Genomic DNA, 16,996 nt, shown 5'->3' with positions numbered 1-16,996 from the left:
GTGAAGTATAGGTGATTGCGGGATGAGGCAAAAAAAAACGCCTGAAAGATTCAGGCGTTTTCGTTAGTTCAACCCAGCGATTAGATATCGATGTTCGCCGCTTTCAGGGCGTTCTCTTCGATAAACGCACGACGCGGTTCAACGGCGTCGCCCATCAGGGTGGTGAACAGCTGGTCAGCAGCAATCGCATCTTTTACGGTGACGCGCAGCATACGGCGGCTGTCTGGGTCCATGGTGGTTTCCCACAGCTGATCTGGGTTCATTTCACCCAGACCTTTATAACGCTGAATGGAGAGGCCACGGCGGGACTCTTTCACCAGCCAATCCAGCGCCTGCTCGAAGCTAGCAACCGGCTGACGGCGTTCGCCACGCTCAATGAACGCATCTTCTTCTACCAGACCGCGCAGTTTCTCACCCAACGTGCAGATGCGGCGGTATTCGCCACCGGTCACGAACTCATTATCCAACGGATAATCAGTATCTACGCCGTGGGTACGAACGCGAATAATCGGTTCGAACTGCTGCTGTTCGACGTTTTCGCGAACATCAAACTTCCACTGGCTGCCGTGCTGTTCTTTCTCGTTGAGCTCGGAAACCAGGGTATTTACCCAGCGGGTGACTTTCTGCTCGTCGGAGAGATCGGCTTCAACCAGCGTTGGCTGATAGATAAGCTCTTTCAGCAGCGCTTTCGGGAAGCGACGCTCCATGCGGTGGATCATTTTCTGGGTACCGTTGAACTCGGCCACCAGTTTTTCCAGCGCTTCACCTGCCAGCGCCGGAGCGTGGGCATTGGTATGCAGCGTTGCGCCATCAAGGGCGATGGAGATCTGATACTGATCCATCGCTTCATCGTCTTTGATGTACTGTTCCTGCTTGCCTTTCTTCACTTTGTACAGCGGCGGCTGCGCAATGTAGACGTGGCCGCGCTCAACGATTTCTGGCATCTGGCGGTAGAAGAAGGTCAACAGCAGCGTACGAATGTGCGAGCCATCGACGTCCGCATCGGTCATGATGATGATGCTGTGATAGCGCAGTTTATCCGGGTTGTACTCGTCGCGACCAATGCCGCAGCCCAGCGCAGTAATCAGCGTTGCCACTTCCTGGGACGCGAGCATCTTGTCGAAGCGCGCCTTCTCAACGTTGAGGATTTTACCCTTCAGCGGCAGAATCGCCTGGTTCTTACGGTTACGCCCCTGTTTTGCAGAGCCGCCCGCAGAGTCCCCTTCCACGAGGTACAGTTCGGAGTGAGCTGGGTCGCGTTCCTGGCAGTCAGCCAGTTTGCCCGGCAGACCGGCTAAGTCCAGCGCACCTTTACGACGCGTCATTTCACGCGCACGACGGGCCGCTTCACGAGCACGCGCCGCATCGATAATCTTGCCGACAACGATTTTCGCGTCAGATGGATTTTCCAGCAGGTATTCGCTCAGCAGTTCGTTCATCTGCTGTTCAACCGCCGTTTTCACCTCGGAAGAAACCAGTTTGTCCTTGGTCTGTGAGGAGAATTTCGGATCCGGAACTTTCACGGAAACCACGGCAATCAGGCCTTCACGGGCATCATCACCGGTGGCGCTGACTTTGGCTTTTTTGCTGTAGCCTTCTTTGTCCATGTAGGCGTTCAGCGTACGGGTCATCGCCGCACGGAAGCCTGCAAGGTGGGTACCACCATCACGCTGTGGAATGTTGTTGGTGAAGCAGTAGATGTTTTCCTGGAAACCATCGTTCCACTGCAGCGCAACTTCGACGCCGATACCGTCTTTTTCGGTGGAGAAGTAGAAGATATTTGGGTGGATCGGCGTTTTGTTTTTGTTGAGATACTCAACAAACGCCTTGATGCCACCTTCATAGTGGAAATGGTCTTCTTTGCCGTCACGTTTGTCTTTCAGGCGAATAGAGACGCCTGAGTTCAGGAAGGACAGCTCACGCAGACGCTTGGCCAGAATGTCGTATTCAAATTCAACCACATTGGTGAAGGTCTCATGGCTTGGCCAGAAACGGACCTGGGTGCCGGTTGCTTCAGTATCACCCGTAACGGCCAGCGGTGCCTGCGGCACGCCGTGCACATAAGTTTGCTGATGCACTTTGCCTTCACGGCGGATCAACAGTTCCAGTTTCTGCGACAGGGCGTTTACTACGGATACGCCTACGCCGTGCAGACCGCCGGAAACTTTGTATGAGTTATCATCAAATTTACCGCCTGCGTGCAGGACGGTCATGATAACTTCAGCAGCGGATACGCCTTCTTCCGGGTGGATACCGGTCGGAATGCCACGTCCATCATCCGTTACCGATACAGAGTTATCGGCATGGATAGTCACCACGATGTCTTTACAGTGACCCGCGAGCGCTTCGTCGATAGCGTTATCCACAACCTCGAATACCATGTGGTGCAGACCGGTGCCGTCATCCGTGTCGCCGATATACATACCCGGGCGCTTACGCACCGCATCCAGCCCTTTCAGGACTTTGATACTGGAGGAGTCATAAGAATTCGACATCAACGTTTCTCGCTCATTTAATCTTGGGTTAATCCGTTATTTTACCCTTTTCCACGGTAAACATCTTCGAATTTTCGTCCGACATGTCTAGAACGTGTTCAGCGCTGATCGCGCTGACAAAAACCTGTGACTGCGTAGCTTTTAAACGGCTAGCCAACAGGCCGCGCCGCGCGTCATCAAGTTCCGAGGCAAAATCATCTATCAGGTACAGGCAGCGTCGTCCGCTCTCACGGGTCAGAAACTCGCCCTGTGCCAGACGTAGTGCGCACATCAGCAGCTTTAGCTGCCCGCGCGATAAGGTGTCTTCCACCGGCGCGCCGTCAGCGCGAATGCGGAAGTCCGCCTTGTGCGGGCCGTGTGCTGTGTAGGTCAGCATACGGTCGCGTTCGAAGTTTCTCTCCAGCACTTCGGCATAGTCGGTCTCTTTTTCCCAGCCGCGCTGGAAAGAGAAAGCGAGAGAGAATTCCGGGAGAAATTGTTTGCAGGTATCCGCCATATCTTCGGCAATACCGGTGCTGTATTCCGCCCGCCAGCGGCTGATCTGTTCCGCAAGGGGAATCAGTTCTTTATCCCAGGGGCGTAACTGTTCATAACGGTTCACCTGGCGCAGCGCAGCGTTGCGCTGCTTGAGTAACCGCTTCAGGTTACTCCAGGCGTTGAAGAATCCGGCTTCGTTGTGGAAGCACCCCCAATCAAGGAAGGCTCTTCTGTATTTGGGGCCGCCGTTGAGTAAAGTAAACCCCTCGGGCGTAATCAACTGCATCGGCATCAACAGCGCCAGCTCAGCGACCTTATGACCGTCGGTGCCGTCAATGCGCACCTTGCTGTCACCAAGCTTATCTTTCGTCAGGCCAATGGATGTTTCACGCTCCTGACCCTTTAGACGCCCATGAAGTACGAAAGCATCCTGTTCGTGGCGAATAACGCGACCAATCTGCAAACTTCGAAACGCCCGACCGTGGCCAAGCGTATAGATAGCTTCCAGCACGCTGGTTTTTCCGCTGCCGTTAGCGCCAACCAGGAAGTTAAAGCCGGGGGATAACGCGAGATCCGCGTCTTCGATATTGCGGAAATCTTTGATGAGTAAGCGCGTCAGTGACATAAGCTGATTATATTCGTCCAGGGGCGTGGGTGTCGCAGCCAGTTCGTCTACCGCCAGCGCACAGAAAGCGGAGCGTACACGAAGTACGTGAGCATTTCGAGCACTGCCGGGAGGCGAAATGGCAAGTAAACCAGCCCCTTATCAGACACTACAGTCTCATTGGCATAACGACGTAGGCCGCGCTTTGGCTGGCTGCGTCTTCAATCTGCACGCTGGAGACGGAGTCCGTCAGCAGGATACGGACGGTTTCACATTTCAGCGCGTTCAACACATCCAGCACATAACTGACGTTAAAGCCGATTTCCAGTTCAGTGCCCGGATAGGAGACATCCAGAATCTCTTCTGCTTCTTCCTGCTCCGGGTTGTTGGCGGTGATTTTAATCTGGTTTTCACTCACATACAGACGCACGCCGCGGAATTTCTCGTTGGAGAGAATCGCCGCACGGGCAAACGCCTGCTTGAGGATGTCGCAGCCAGCTTCCAGGTGTTTATCCGGATTTTTCGGCAACACGCGACGATAGTCAGGGAAACGACCATCGACCAGCTTGGAGGTAAAGATAAAATCGCCAACGTGGGCACGGATGTTATTGCTGCCAATCTGCACGCGCAGCGGCATATCGCCACCGTCGAGCATACGCATCAGCTCAATCACCCCTTTACGCGGCACGATCACCGAATGGCTAGGCAGAGATTGTCCAACCGGCATCGAACAGACCGCCAGGCGGTGTCCATCGGTGGCGACGGTACGCAGCTCTTCGCCTTCTGTTTCAAACAGCATGCCGTTTAAGTAATAGCGCACGTCCTGATGAGCCATCGAGAACTGGGTGGCTTCAATCAGGCGTTTCATCGTCGCCTGTGGCAACGTGAACTCAACGTCGCTCTGCCAGTCGTCCAGGTTCGGGAAGTCGGCAGCAGGCAGCGTAGACAGCGAGAAGCGGCTACGGCCAGAGCGTACCAGCATGCGATCGCCTTCCAACTGGACAACGATTTCCGCACCTTCCGGCAGGCCACGACAAATGTCGAAGAATTTACGCGCCGGAACGGTAGTCGCGCCCGGTTCATGCGGTTGCAGCAGCGTAACACGCGCTACCATTTCCATTTCTAAATCGGTACCGGTCAGCGACAACGTGCCGTCCGCCACCTGCAGAAGCAGGTTACCCAGAATCGGCAATGTCGGACGCCCGCCGAGCGGGCCACTCACCTGTTGTAACGGTTTTAATAAATGTTCACGTTCTACGGTAAATTTCATAGGATCACGACGACAATGTTCTGATTAAATTGGAAAAGTCTTCTTTGATATCGTGGCTTTCTTCACGCAGTTGCTCAATCTTACGGCAGGCGTGCAGCACGGTAGTATGGTCGCGGCCACCAAACGCATCGCCAATCTCCGGCAGACTGTGGTTGGTGAGCTCTTTCGCCAACGCCATCGCCATCTGGCGCGGACGCGCAACCGAGCGAGAACGTCGCTTGGAGAGCAGGTCCGCAATTTTGATTTTGTAGTACTCTGCCACCGTCTTCTGGATATTGTCGATGGTGACCAGCTTTTCCTGCAGCGCTAGCAGATCGCGCAGTGCTTCACGCACGAAATCGATGGTGATCGCCCGGCCGGTAAAGTTGGCGTTAGCGATAACGCGGTTCAGCGCCCCTTCAAGTTCACGCACGTTAGAGCGTAGACGCTTGGCAATAAAGAACGCCACTTCGCCTGGCAGACGAATATCATTTTCGTCGGCTTTTTTCATCAGGATAGCGACGCGGGTCTCAAGCTCAGGTGGTTCGATAGCGACCGTCAGACCCCAGCCGAAGCGGGATTTCAAACGATCTTCGACGCCATTGATCTCTTTCGGATAGCGATCCGAGGTAAGGATGATTTGCTGATTGCCTTCCAGCAGGGCGTTGAAGGTATGGAAGAACTCTTCCTGGGATCGTTCTTTGTTGGCAAAGAATTGAATGTCATCGATAAGCAGCGCATCCACGGAGCGGTAGTAGCGTTTAAACTCTTCGATCGCGTTGTTTTGCAGGGCTTTTACCATGTCCTGTACAAAGCGCTCGGAGTGCATATACACCACTTTTGCATTCGGTTTACGGGCAATAATACCGTTACCTACCGCGTGCAGCAGGTGCGTTTTACCCAAACCGGTACCGCCGTACAGGAACAGTGGGTTATAGGCGCCGCCTGGGTTATCTGCAACCTGGCGTGCCGCCGCACGGGCTAGCTGGTTCGATTTACCTTCAACGAAGTTATCAAAGGTGTGTTTAACGTTGACATTAGAGCGGTATGACGGCTCAGCGGGCGCCGGGACGTTATCCCAACCGGCACGCGGTGCCGGAGCCACGCGTGGCGCATAAACCTGCGCGGTTTGCGCCGGTGCGCTAACGCTGGCGGTCTCTTTTAGGGTCTGAGTGACGGGCTTGGTGCCAACCTCAAAACGCAGCTGTGGGGCGTCTGCACCACAGAAATCATTCAACAGTCCGTTGATGTTATTGAGGTATTTATCCCGCACCCAATCAAGCACAAAACGATTTGGCGCATACAGGGCCAGCGTGTTATCGCTTAATTCCGCCTGCAATGGGCGGATCCACATGCTGAATTCTGTGGCTGGTAACTCATCCTGCAATCGGGCAAGACATTGCTGCCAAAGCGAAAGTGACACGGCGGACTCCACTCGAAAAAAGTCGATACACATCATCCTCCAGGCAAACCTGCAGGCTACCTCTGACGATCCTGCCGTCAGCAAAACTGAATGCTGTCGGGGATTCATTCAGCTGCTGCAAAAATGCAGCCCGAACAAATGCTGTGTATAAGATTAAAAATTCGTGATTTTTGACGCACATCGAATAGACCCGATGCAAGCGGGTGACGTGCGAACCGCTATTTGCGGTTTTTCAACGGCCTTTCAGACGCTGTGCTGAAATGGCGCGGTACTTCCCCTTATCGATCCACCGATCGCGATCGGGCCGAGGATCATAGCGTAAACTGCGCCAGAGATCTTCTGTTTCTCACAGATTCTTCCCGATTTATCCACAGGCTGGATCCGGAAGCGCTAAGTGTAAACGATCCCGGCGAAGAGGGGGCACGATTTCCTTCGCATATTGGAAAAATTAATGACTAGCGACAAATTTCTGCTTAAATGATCTAACAAAGATCCAGGATGATCCTTGCTCTTTACTGGGCAGGCCGTATAATCCCCCACCCGGCGCATTCCGCCCGAATTTCGGAGAGGGACGCTGCTCATTTACCGGGCGAAAAATTACGGTAAAACGTGGTTTTTTACGCGGTAAATAAGGAAAGAGAATTGACTCCGGAGTGTACAATTATTACAATCCGGCCTCTTTAATCACCCATGGCTTCGGTGTCCATCGTTCGATTTTCGTTCGGATAACCAATAAAGCCATTGAATTTATTCAAGTTTAGGTAGAAATCGCCATGAAACGCACTTTTCAACCGTCTGTACTGAAGCGCAACCGTTCTCACGGCTTCCGTGCTCGTATGGCTAATAAAAATGGTCGTCAGGTTCTGGCACGTCGTCGTGCTAAAGGCCGTTCTCGTCTGACCGTTTCTAAGTAATAAAGCTAACCCTTCGAGTGGTTAAGCTAGCATTTCCCAGGGAGTTACGTTTGTTAACTCCCAATCATTTCACATTCGTCTTCCAGCAGCCACAACGGGCTGGCACGCCGCAAATCACCATCCTCGGCCGCCTAAATTCGCTGGGGCATCCCCGCATCGGTCTTACCGTCGCCAAGAAAAACGTTAAACGCGCACATGAACGCAATCGGATTAAACGTCTGACGCGTGAAAGTTTCCGTTTACGTCAGCATGAACTCCCACCAATGGATTTCGTGGTGGTGGCGAAGAAAGGGGTTGCCGATCTCGATAACCGTGCTCTCTCGGAAGCGTTGGAAAAATTATGGCGCCGTCACTGTCGCCTGTATCCCGGCTCCTGATAGGCCTGATTAGGGTCTATCAGCGCCTGATTAGTCCGCTACTCGGGCCGCATTGCCGTTTCACGCCAACCTGTTCTCAGTACGGAATTGAGGCATTGCGCAGGTTTGGAGTGATAAAAGGCAGTTGGTTGACAGTGAAACGCGTATTAAAATGCCACCCTTTACACCCTGGTGGTGACGACCCCGTCCCGCCTGGACCATTTGATACCAGAGAACACTAACGATGGATTCGCAACGCAATCTTCTTATCATCGCTTTGTTGTTCGTGTCTTTCATGATCTGGCAAGCCTGGGAGCAGGATAACAATCCTCAGGCCCAGCAGCAGACCACGCAGACTACGACCACAGCAGCGGGTAGCGCCGCAGACCAGGGCGTACCGGCCAGTGGCCAAGGGAAACTGATCACGGTTAAAACTGATGTGCTTGAGCTGACCATCAACACCCGCGGTGGTGATGTTGAGCAGGCACTGCTTCCGGCTTACCCGAAAGCACTGAAATCTGACGAACCGTTCCAGTTACTGGAAACCACACCACAGTTTATCTATCAGGCACAGAGCGGCTTAACCGGTCGTGATGGCCCGGATAACCCGGCTAACGGCCCACGTCCGCTGTATAATGTCGATAAAGATGCGTTTGTACTGGCTGACGGTCAGAATGAACTCGTCATTCCACTGACCTATACCGATAAAGCGGGCAACGTCTTCACCAAAACCTTCACCCTGAAACGCGGTGACTATGCGGTGAACGTCGGCTATAACGTGCAGAACGTCAGCGACAAGCCGCTGGAAATCTCGACCTTCGGTCAGCTCAAGCAAAGCGCTGCGCTGCCGACAAGCCGTGATACCCAGACCGGTGGCCTGTCTACCATGCATACCTTCCGCGGCGCGGCGTATTCAACTTCCGATTCGAAATATGAAAAATACAAATTCGATACGATTGTTGATAACGAGAACCTGAACACCAATACCCAGAACGGTTGGGTGGCGATGCTGCAGCAGTACTTCACCACTGCATGGGTTCCAGAAAACAAAGGTACCAACAACCTTTACACCGCTAACCTCGGTAACGGCGTTGTGGCAATTGGCTACAAATCTCAGCCGGTACTGGTTCAGCCAGGTCAGGTTGATAAGCTGAACAGCACCCTGTGGGTCGGCCCAGCAATTCAGGACAAAATGGCCGCCGTTGCGCCACACCTGGATCTGACCGTTGACTACGGCTGGCTGTGGTTCATCTCTCAGCCGCTGTTCAAACTGCTGAAATGGATCCATAGCTTCCTGGGCAACTGGGGCTTCTCCATCATCGTTATCACCTTTATCGTTCGTGGCATCATGTACCCGCTGACTAAAGCGCAGTACACCTCCATGGCGAAGATGCGTATGCTGCAGCCGAAGATTCAGGCTATGCGTGAGCGTCTGGGCGACGACAAACAGCGTCAAAGCCAGGAAATGATGGCCCTGTATAAAGCTGAGAAGGTAAACCCGCTGGGTGGCTGCTTCCCGCTGATTATCCAGATGCCTATCTTCCTTGCGCTGTACTACATGCTGAGCGCCTCGGTTGAACTGCGTCATGCGCCGTTCATCCTGTGGATTCACGATTTGTCTGCACAAGACCCGTACTACATCCTGCCGATCATCATGGGCGCGACGATGTTCTTCATTCAGAAGATGTCTCCGACCACTGTGACCGACCCGATGCAGCAGAAGATCATGACCTTTATGCCGGTCATCTTCACGGTGTTCTTCCTGTGGTTCCCATCCGGTCTGGTGGTTTACTATATCGTCAGCAACCTGGTAACCATTATCCAGCAGCAGCTGATTTACCGTGGTCTGGAAAAACGTGGCCTGCATAGCCGCGAGAAGAAAAAATCCTGATTCGGTACCATAAGCGCTAAAATGAAAGGCGGTCGAATGACCGCCTTTTTTATTGCGTAGGGCGGATAAGCGCAGCGCATCCGCCAAACAAACTAACGGGAATATCATGAGCCATAACGACACTATTGTCGCCCAGGCAACCCCACCGGGACGCGGTGGCGTGGGCATTTTGCGTATCTCCGGCCTGAAGGCGCGCGACGTCGCGCAGGCGGTGCTGGGCAAGCTGCCGAAGCCGCGCTACGCCGACTATCTGCCGTTTAAAGATGGTGACGGCAGCGCGCTGGATCAAGGCATTGCGCTGTGGTTCCCCGGCCCGAACTCCTTCACCGGTGAGGATGTGTTAGAACTTCAGGGACACGGCGGCCCGGTGATTCTCGATTTGCTGCTCAAACGTATTCTGACGCTGCCGGGCGTACGTATTGCCAAACCAGGCGAATTCTCCGAACGCGCGTTTTTAAACGATAAACTCGATTTGGCCCAGGCCGAAGCGATTGCCGACCTGATTGACGCCAGCTCCGAGCAGGCGGCCCGTTCCGCGCTAAACTCGCTACAGGGTGCATTCTCCACCCGCGTTAACCACCTTGTGGAAGCACTCACTCACCTGCGAATCTTTGTCGAGGCGGCTATCGACTTCCCGGATGAGGAGATCGACTTCCTCTCCGACGGTAAAATCGAAGCCCAGCTTAACAACGTGATTGCCGATCTCGACGCCGTCCGTGCCGAAGCGCGTCAGGGCAGCCTGCTGCGTGAAGGGATGAAAGTGGTTATTGCCGGTCGTCCAAATGCCGGGAAATCGAGCCTGCTGAACGCGCTGGCGGGCCGTGAAGCGGCGATCGTCACCGATATTGCCGGCACCACCCGCGACGTGCTGCGTGAGCATATCCATATTGACGGCATGCCGCTGCACATCATTGATACCGCCGGGCTGCGCGAAGCGAGCGACGAAGTGGAACGTATCGGTATCGAGCGTGCCTGGCAGGAAATTGAGCAGGCCGACCGCGTGCTGTTTATGGTTGATGGCACCACCACCGACGCCACCGACCCAGCGGAGATTTGGCCGGACTTTATCGCCCGTTTGCCGAAAACCCTGCCGATTACCGTAGTACGCAACAAAGCGGATATCACCGGCGAAACGCTCGGTCTTAGCGAAGTAAATGAGCACTCACTTGTACGCCTTTCCGCGCGTACCGGCGAAGGTGTCGATGTGCTGCGTAACCATCTCAAGCAGAGCATGGGCTTTGAAACCAACATGGAAGGCGGCTTCCTGGCGCGCCGTCGTCACCTGCAGGCGCTATCAGACGCCGCAGAACATCTGCAGCAGGGTAAAGCACAGCTTCTGGGCGCCTGGGCTGGAGAACTGCTGGCAGAAGAGCTACGGCTGTCTCAGCAATGCCTGAGCGAGATAACCGGTGAGTTTACCTCCGACGATCTGCTGGGACGGATATTCTCCAGCTTCTGTATTGGCAAATAATTTTACTGTTACTTCCTGAGCCGACGCAGTACTGCAGGCTCGGTAAGCGGTAATGATGCTAAACAACCGTGATTTCCCCTCAGGAAATCACGGTTGTCCAAATGGCAACTCGTGCCGCAGACCCTCTCCCCGTATGCTTAGCGCCACATTCCTTATGAGGTTGCTATGACGCGCTTTCTGATCTGTAGTTTTGCTCTGGTTCTCCTGTATCCCGCAGGTATTGATATGTATCTGGTGGGATTACCCCGCATAGCGGCTGATTTACAGGCCAGCGAAGCACAGCTGCATATTGCGTTTTCGGTCTATCTGGCAGGGATGGCAACCGCCATGCTGTTCGCCGGTAAAGTCGCAGACCAATCGGGCCGCAAGCCGGTCGCCATCGTCGGGGCAATTATCTATATTCTCGCCTCGGCGCTCTGTTCGCTGGCTGAGAGCGGTACGCCATTCCTGGTGGGGCGCTTTATTCAGGGTATCGGCGCAGGCTGCTGTTACGTGGTGGCATTCGCGATACTGCGCGATACGCTGGACGATCGCCGCCGGGCGAAGGTGCTGTCTTTACTCAACGGGATCACCTGTATCGTCCCAGTCTTGGCGCCGGTTATGGGGCATCTGATTATGCTCAAATACCCGTGGTAGAGCCTGTTCTACACGATGATCGGCATGGGTGTAGTTGTCTGTCTGTTGTCGGTATTTATCCTGCGAGAATCGCGCCCAGCGGCTCTTAAGACATCAACACCAACAGAGCGTGGCGCCGAATCGCTGTTAAATCGCTTTTTCCTTAGCCGCCTCGCGATTACGACCCTCAGCGTGTCGGTGATCCTCACCTTCGTGAATACCTCGCCGGTACTGCTGATGGAAGTGATGGGTTTTGACCGTGGGGAATATGCCACCACCATGGCGATGACCGCCGGTGTCAGCATGGCGGTGTCATTCTCCACGCCGTTCGCCTTGAGCCTGTTCAAACCCAGAACCCTCATGCTGGCTTCACAGGTGCTGTTCCTGACCGCTGGCATCGTGTTAACCCTCGCCAGCACAAACACGGTCACACTGTTTGGGCTCACCTTAATTTGTGCCGGTTTCTCGGTCGGCTTTGGGGTTGCCATGAGCCAGGCGCTGGGTCCTTTCTCGCTTCGTGCGGGGGTGGCAAGCTCAGCATTAGGTATTGCGCAGGTTTGCGGTTCATCACTGTGGATTTGGCTGGCTGCAATCCTCGGTCTTGATGCGCTGAATATGCTGATCGGGATTCTGATTGTCTGTAGCATAGTGAGTATCATGTTGATTATCACTGTTGCTTCTAACCGGTCCGCGCCAACTCATGAAGAAATCCCTCAGCAGTCTCGATCTTAATTTACTGCTCTGCCTACAGCTCCTGATGCAGGAGCGTAGCGTGACTAAAACCGCCAAACGGATGAACGTTACGCCGTCGGCGGTCAGTAAATCGCTATCGAAGCTGAGAGCCTGGTTTGACGATCCGCTGTTTGTGAACACCCCGCTTGGGCTCACACCAACGCCGCTAATGCTCAGTATGGAGCACAGCCTGGCGGAGTGGATGCAAATGGGCAATCAGCTGCTCGATAAGCCTAATCATGAAACGCCGCGCGGGCTGAAGTTTGATCTGGTGGCCGAAACGCCGCTGGTGATGATCATGTTCAATGCGCTCTCGCAGCAGATCTACCAGCGCTATCCTCAGGCAACAATTAAAGTGCGCAACTGGGACTACGATTCGCTGGACGCCATTATTCGCGGCGAAGTGGATATCGGCTTTACCGGACGTGAAAGCCATCCACGTTCGCGCGAACTCCTGAGCCTGCTGCCGCTGTCGATTGACCATGAAGTGCTGTTTTCCGATCTTCCCTGCGTCTGGCTACGCGAGGATCATCCAGCGCTTCAGGAAGAGTGGAATCTGGAGACGTTTCTACGCTACCCGCATATCAGTATCAGCTGGGAGCAAAGCGATACCTGGGCACTGGACGATGTGCTTCAGGAAATGGGGCGTCAGCGCAACATCGCCTTAAACCTACCGGGATTTGAACAGTCGCTATTTATGGCCGCCCAGCCGGATCACAATATGCTGGCCACCGCGCCGCGCTATTGTCGCTACTATAACCAGCTTCACCAGCTATCGCTGGTCGCACGACCTCTGCCGTTCGACGCTGCGCAATTGGATAAATTGCTGGTCCCGTTTACCCTTCTTTGGCATAAACGAAATAGTCACAACCCCAAAATTATTTGGCTACGCGAAACCCTCAAATCCCTATACCTCACTGTTTCCTGACTCATTATTCATAAAAATAATGTGTTTCAGTTAAGGGAAAGTGTAAAAGTCTCGTAATACCCCTTTTCATTCGCACTTTTAGGCAGTAAAACCTGATCATAACTTGCGTAAATGTTACTCTCACAATATCCACAGTCCATTAATCACGGAGCGAAAAATGGCGACGCACTTTGCAAGAGGGATCCTCAAGGACGGGCATCTACTGTCGGTCAGGCTATCATCCACCAGCCACAACATCGCACGCCAGCTTCCGGCCTATCGCCGCACTCGCTATCTGGCGTCGCGGGCGTTGCTGGCCGAGCTGCTGTTTATGCTTTACGGCATCAGCGAACTCCCCGAAATCGTGACCCAGACGGAAGGCAAACCGTTCTTTAAAGATAGCCAACTGCCTGATTTTTCCATCGCCTATGCGGGCAATATCGTTGGCGTGGCGCTGACCACCGAAGGCACATGCGGCCTCGATATGGAGCTGCTGCACGTGCTGCGTAATACTCCGCAGGCGACGATGATGGAAAACTACCGATTTACCAGTAATGAAAATCTGTGGATTAACAACCAGAGCGATCCACACGAAGCGCGCGTGCAGCTCATTGCGCTGCGCCAGAGTGTGCTCAAGATGACCGGCGACGTTCATCTCGACTCACCGCAGGCTCTGCAGTTACTTCCCGGCTCTGGTCGTCTGCGTTCCGCCACCACCGATCAGCTCGAGGTCATTTGTGATGCGGAGGACGTTCTGGCCTGGTCACTCGCCGTTTCGCCATCAATTGAAAAACTCAAGGTATGGGAGTTTGATGGCAAATACGGTTGGCGTAGCCTGCCAGACGCGCAAACCCGGGCTAATGAACCCGCGGCGCGCGTGATGAGATTCACCAGCCTACCGGCGGAGAAAGCGCTTATACTCAACTGATTCGGCTGGAAAACAGCCTCATGATGCAAAGGAGTAATCATGTCTGAAGCGTTGAAAGTTGTTACGTTATTGGGAAGCCTGCGCAAAGGTTCATTTAACGGTATGGTTGCACGCACCCTGCCAAAAATCGCTCCGGCGGGCATGAGCATCTCTCCGCTCCCGTCGATTGGCGATATCCCGCTGTACGATGCTGACCTGCAACAAGAAGATGGATTCCCGCAAAGCGTTGAAGCGCTGGCTGAGCAAATTCGCCAGGCTGATGGCGTGGTTATCGTTACGCCGGAATATAACTACTCCGTGCCGGGTGGTCTGAAAAATGCCATCGACTGGCTGTCTCGCCTGCCGGATCAACCGCTGGCCGGTAAGCCAGTGCTGATCCAGACCAGCTCCATGGGCGCCATTGGCGGCGCACGCTGTCAGTACCATCTGCGCCAGATTCTGGTGTTCCTCGACGCGATGGTGATGAACAAGCCAGAGTTTATGGGCGGCGTGATTCAGAACAAGGTCGACCCACAGCTGGGTGAAGTGATTGAGCAGGGCACGCTGGACCATCTGACCGGTCAATTGACCGCGTTTGGCGAATATATTCAGCGCGTTAAAGCATAAAGAAAAGCCCGGCAGCGCTAACGCTTGCCGGGCCTCTATTGTCCTGTAGGTCAGGTCAGCGAAGGCCTCCTGACACCACAAACCGCATCTTAGTGGGCGTCGATAAACACAATCTTCAGGATAAACAGCAGTGCGACGATAATCACGCACGGGCTGAGATCGCGGAAACGACCGGTACCGATTTTCATAATGCAGTAAGAGATAAAGCCCAGCGCGATACCTTCGGTAATCGAGAAGCTAAACGGCATCATCACCGCGGTAATAAACGCCGGAACCGCTTCAGTCAGGTCATCCCACTTCACGCGCGACAGGCTTGAAGTCATCAGCACGCCAACGTAAATCAGCGCCCCCGCAGCCGCATAGCCCGGCACCATTCCCGCCAGAGGCGACAGGAAAATCACCAGCAGGAACAGCAGACCAACCACCACCGCCGTCAGACCAGTACGCCCGCCAACGGAAACGCCGGAAGAGGATTCGATATACGCGGTGACGGAAGAAGTCCCGATAAAGGAACCGGCTACTGAAGACACGCTATCCACAAACAGCGCCTGCTTCATACGTGGGAACTTACCCTTTTCATCTGCCAGACCCGCTTTATCGGTGACGCCAATCAGCGTACCGGAGGAGTCAAACAGGTTCACCAGCATGAAGGAGAAGATAACGCCCGCAAGGCCCAGGTTAAATGACCCAGCGAGATCAACGTGACCAACAACCGTGGTAATGCTCGGTGGTGCGGACACAATACCGTTATAGTGAACGTCACCCAGCATCCAACCCAGCAGGGTTGTCACCACGATAGACACCAGCACTGCCGCATGAATATTGCGGGACGCCAGAATCGCGATGATAAAGAAGCCCAGCACGCCCAGCAGTACGCTGTGGGAGGTCAGGTTGCCGATAGACACCAGCGTGTCCTTGTTGGCGACGATAACGCCAGCATTTTTCAGGCCCATCATACCGATGAACAGCCCGATACCGCTGGTGATCCCCACACGCAGGCTCACCGGAATGTTAGCAATCATCCAGTAACGTACGCGGAAAATAGTTAACAGCAGCAGACCCACTGCGCCCCAGAAGATGGCGCCCATGCCTACCTGCCACGGCAGGCCCATGGCCTGTACCACCACAAACGCGAAGAAGGCATTCAGGCCCATCGCTGGCGCCAGCGCCACCGGCAGGTTGGCGAATACGCCCATCAGGATACTGCCTAACGCCGCAATCAGACAGGTCGTCACGAACACCGCACTGGTGTCCATTCCGGCTACGCCAAGAATTTGCGGGTTTACGAAAACGATGTAGACCATCGTCAGGAAGGTGGTGAAACCGGCGATCACTTCGGTGCGTGCCGTTGTGCCGTGTTCGCGCAGTTTAAACACGCGATCCAGTATCCCCTGACCGGAAGCCGGGGTGGTGTGTTGTTGGCTCATTATCTATTTCCGCAGAAAGGAAGGAAAATTCGTCGCTATCCTATACCAAAATGCGACAATAGGCGCGGTTATGAGATACTTTTTTCATTGATTTTGCTTATACGGCAACGATTGCGTCTCTTAATTCTGCATTACGTAAACGTTAAACTTGTTAAAAAGGAAATGACATGTCCGGAGTTGAAGCGGTTTTTTTCGACTGTGACGGCACGCTGGTTGACAGCGAGGTTATCTGTTCACGGGCCTACGTCCATATGTTTAAAACATTTGGTATCACGCTCGATCTGGAAGATATTTTTAAACGTTTCAAGGGCGTGAAGCTCTACGAAATCATCGACATCATCAACGAAGAGCACGGGACAAAGCTGGCGAAGTCAGATTTAGAACCCGTTTACCGCGCAGAGGTCGCACGCCTTTTCGACTCGGAACTTGAGGTGATTGATGGCGCTGGTGCCCTCATTGATGCAGTCAATATTCCAATGTGTATCGTCTCGAATGGCCCGGTCAGCAAAATGCAGCATTCGCTGGGCAAGCTGGGGATGTTGCATCATTTCCCGGAAAAGTTATTCAGCGGCTACGATATTCAACGCTGGAAGCCCGATCCGGCACTGATGTATCACGCGGCCAAAGCCATGAACGTCAACGTCGAGAATTGTATTCTGGTGGATGATTCAGCGGCTGGCGCCCAGTCGGGGATTGATGCAGGGATGGAGGTGTTCTATTTCTGCGCCGACCCGCATAACAAGCCGATCGTGCATCCTAAAGTGACGATGTTTACCGAACTGTCGCAGCTGCCGGAACTGTGGAAAGCGCGCGGCTGGGATATTACGCGATAGAGAAAAAAGCCGGATGGCGCTAACGCTTATCCGGCCTACAAATCCCGTAAGGCGGATAAGCAAAGCGC

14 protein-coding genes and 1 pseudogene are annotated in these 16,996 nt (G+C 54.0%); 10 read left to right on the top strand and 5 right to left on the bottom strand.

Annotated features, from left to right (window positions below):
* Nucleotides 1-80 precede the first annotated feature (80 nt).
* The 4 genes from gyrB to dnaA form a co-directional block, all read right to left on the bottom strand.
* Nucleotides 81-2,495: a DNA topoisomerase (ATP-hydrolyzing) subunit B gene (gene gyrB / locus ABOC97_RS14530; protein WP_234505487.1), complete on the bottom strand. Its 2,415-nt coding sequence runs from the start codon at nucleotides 2,493-2,495 to the stop codon at nucleotides 81-83.
* 28 nt (nucleotides 2,496-2,523) lie between these two features.
* Nucleotides 2,524-3,597 (bottom strand): DNA replication/repair protein RecF, encoded by a 1,074-nt coding sequence (gene recF / locus ABOC97_RS14525; protein ID WP_349598878.1) that lies wholly within the window; start codon nucleotides 3,595-3,597, stop codon nucleotides 2,524-2,526.
* Between the two features lie 148 nt (nucleotides 3,598-3,745).
* Nucleotides 3,746-4,846: a DNA polymerase III subunit beta gene (dnaN, locus tag ABOC97_RS14520; RefSeq protein ID WP_349598875.1), complete on the bottom strand. Its 1,101-nt coding sequence runs from the start codon at nucleotides 4,844-4,846 to the stop codon at nucleotides 3,746-3,748.
* 4 nt (nucleotides 4,847-4,850) lie between these two features.
* Nucleotides 4,851-6,248, bottom strand: coding sequence for a chromosomal replication initiator protein DnaA (gene dnaA, locus ABOC97_RS14515; protein ID WP_234505482.1), 1,398 nt, complete (start codon nucleotides 6,246-6,248; stop codon nucleotides 4,851-4,853).
* A gap of 773 nt (nucleotides 6,249-7,021) precedes the next feature.
* On the opposite strand from dnaA, the gene rpmH reads away from it, so the two are divergent.
* The 9 genes and pseudogenes from rpmH to ABOC97_RS14470 all read left to right on the top strand — a co-directional run bounded on the left by rpmH (nucleotide 7,022) and on the right by ABOC97_RS14470 (nucleotide 14,668).
* A complete protein-coding gene (gene rpmH, locus ABOC97_RS14510) occupies nucleotides 7,022-7,162 on the top strand; it encodes a 50S ribosomal protein L34 (RefSeq protein ID WP_003023858.1) in 141 nt (46 codons plus the stop codon).
* 17 nt (nucleotides 7,163-7,179) lie between these two features.
* Entirely contained in the window at nucleotides 7,180-7,539 is a 360-nt protein-coding gene (rnpA, locus tag ABOC97_RS14505; RefSeq protein ID WP_064540669.1) for a ribonuclease P protein component, read from the top strand.
* Nucleotides 7,503-7,760 (top strand): membrane protein insertion efficiency factor YidD, encoded by a 258-nt coding sequence (gene yidD / locus ABOC97_RS14500; protein WP_074398703.1) that lies wholly within the window; start codon nucleotides 7,503-7,505, stop codon nucleotides 7,758-7,760. Before rnpA ends, yidD begins: the two co-directional genes overlap by 37 nt.
* Nucleotides 7,761-7,762: 2 nt before the next feature.
* A complete protein-coding gene (yidC, locus tag ABOC97_RS14495) occupies nucleotides 7,763-9,409 on the top strand; it encodes a membrane protein insertase YidC (protein WP_234505479.1) in 1,647 nt (548 codons plus the stop codon).
* 106 nt (nucleotides 9,410-9,515) lie between these two features.
* Nucleotides 9,516-10,880: a tRNA uridine-5-carboxymethylaminomethyl(34) synthesis GTPase MnmE gene (gene mnmE, locus ABOC97_RS14490; protein ID WP_349598870.1), complete on the top strand. Its 1,365-nt coding sequence runs from the start codon at nucleotides 9,516-9,518 to the stop codon at nucleotides 10,878-10,880.
* Between the two features lie 165 nt (nucleotides 10,881-11,045).
* Nucleotides 11,046-12,227, top strand: a pseudogene (locus tag ABOC97_RS14485) (MdtL family multidrug efflux MFS transporter).
* Nucleotides 12,196-13,155, top strand: a complete 960-nt coding sequence (gene yidZ / locus ABOC97_RS14480) for an HTH-type transcriptional regulator YidZ (protein WP_349598868.1) — start codon at nucleotides 12,196-12,198, stop codon at nucleotides 13,153-13,155. Before ABOC97_RS14485 ends, yidZ begins: the two are co-directional and overlap by 32 nt.
* Nucleotides 13,156-13,312: 157 nt before the next feature.
* Nucleotides 13,313-14,062 carry a 4'-phosphopantetheinyl transferase family protein gene (locus tag ABOC97_RS14475; RefSeq protein WP_349598866.1) on the top strand — a complete coding sequence of 250 codons (750 nt, stop codon included), beginning with the start codon at nucleotides 13,313-13,315 and terminating at the stop codon, nucleotides 14,060-14,062.
* 39 nt (nucleotides 14,063-14,101) lie between these two features.
* The gene (locus ABOC97_RS14470) at nucleotides 14,102-14,668 is read left to right on the top strand and encodes an NADPH-dependent FMN reductase (protein WP_112202025.1); all 567 of its coding nucleotides are present in this window, start codon (nucleotides 14,102-14,104) and stop codon (nucleotides 14,666-14,668) included.
* 89 nt (nucleotides 14,669-14,757) lie between these two features.
* Here the strand turns inward: ABOC97_RS14470 and adeP are convergent, their stop codons facing one another.
* Nucleotides 14,758-16,095, bottom strand: a complete 1,338-nt coding sequence (adeP, locus tag ABOC97_RS14465) for an adenine permease AdeP (RefSeq protein ID WP_349598863.1) — start codon at nucleotides 16,093-16,095, stop codon at nucleotides 14,758-14,760.
* A gap of 167 nt (nucleotides 16,096-16,262) precedes the next feature.
* On the opposite strand from adeP, the gene yieH reads away from it, so the two are divergent.
* A complete protein-coding gene (yieH, locus tag ABOC97_RS14460; protein WP_349598860.1) occupies nucleotides 16,263-16,928 on the top strand; it encodes a 6-phosphogluconate phosphatase in 666 nt (221 codons plus the stop codon).
* Nucleotides 16,929-16,996: the final 68 nt, after the last annotated feature.

The sequence above is a fragment of the Kluyvera huaxiensis genome (assembly GCF_040149365.1).
Lineage (GTDB): Bacteria > Pseudomonadota > Gammaproteobacteria > Enterobacterales > Enterobacteriaceae > Kluyvera > Kluyvera intermedia_A.
This window is presented reverse-complemented; position numbering and strand designations above follow the sequence as displayed.